Below are 1,146 nucleotides of genomic sequence, written 5' to 3'. Positions count from 1 at the left end.
GCCTCCAGCGGGTGGGGCGTCAGCACGGCCGGCCGGCCGCCGCGGCCGCGCGCGACCAGCAACTGCCGCAGGCCGGTGTCGGCAGCGATCGCGTTCAGCGCATCGGCATCGAGCACCAGGCGAGCGGCCTGGCTGATCACACGCGGCAGCACGGCACGCACCGCGGCCCCGCCGCCACAGCCGCAGACCACGGTGGCTTCGCGCAGCAGGTCGTCTTTCCACAGCGCCCGCCGGATCATCAGCTCGGGGTGCTCGCCGTCGACTGCCGGGCCGGCCTCGTCGAGCCAGCTCAGGTAGGTGCGGCCGGCGCCGGCCGCATGCCCGGCGCGTGCGGCCAGGAGCGCGGCGCCCGCCATCCCCGGTGCGCCACCGATCACGACCAGGTCGCCGAAGCTGCCCTTGTGCTGCGCATGCGCGCGCTGCCAGCCGGCAGTGGATGGTGCGGCGCCGAGCGAGGCGTCGGCCGATCCGGGGCCGATGTCGACGCCAAGGGCCTCCAGCCAGACCTCGCCGCAACGGTCGCGCCCGTGGCCGGTGAACAGCCCGGGCTTCAGCGTCAGCAGCGACAGCGTGTGCGTGGCCGTCACGCACGCATCACCGTGCGGCTGGCCGGTGTCCGCATCGAGGCCCGACGGCACGTCGATCGCGAGCACCGGGCAGGCGAGGGCGTTCAGGCGCTCGATCAGCGCCGCAAGCGCGCCTTCGGGCGCACGGCTCGCGCCGATGCCGAGCAAGGCGTCGACGGCGAAGTCGCCGGCGCGGCCGAAACCGACAGGCGGCTGCTCGACCCACTGCAGGTCTTCGGTCAGCRCCAGCGCATGGGCCTGCTTCGCGTCGCCACGCAGCCGTGATGGATCGCCCGCCAGCGTCACGAAGGTCTCGATGCCGATGCGGCGCAGCGCGACCGCCGCGACCATGCCGTCACCGCCGTTGTTGCCCGGCCCGACCGCCACCCAGGCGCGCCGCGTGTGCGGCGCGAGCGCACGGGCGAGGCGCGCCGCGGCAGCGCCGGCGCGCTGCATCAGCGTGAAGGGCGGCACCGATTGCAGCGCCGCGGCCTCGATCTCCCGCGTGCGGGCCAGCCCGTGCAGCGGCCAGGCGGGGGTTCCAGCATGGATCCGCTGCAGCATGCCAGTCGATCAGCGC

1 protein-coding gene is annotated in these 1,146 nt (G+C 75.2%); it reads right to left on the bottom strand.

Going from position 1 to position 1,146, the window contains the following annotated elements; all coding sequences use genetic code 11:
* A partial coding sequence (locus AC1D01_RS35775; RefSeq protein ID WP_477874427.1) for an NAD(P)H-hydrate epimerase occupies positions 1–1,130 on the bottom strand: 1,130 nt, incomplete at its 3' end.
* Between the last annotated feature and the right edge of the window lie 16 nt (positions 1,131–1,146).

Source organism: Rhizobacter sp. P3_B12 (assembly GCF_056402895.1).
This window is presented reverse-complemented; position numbering and strand designations above follow the sequence as displayed.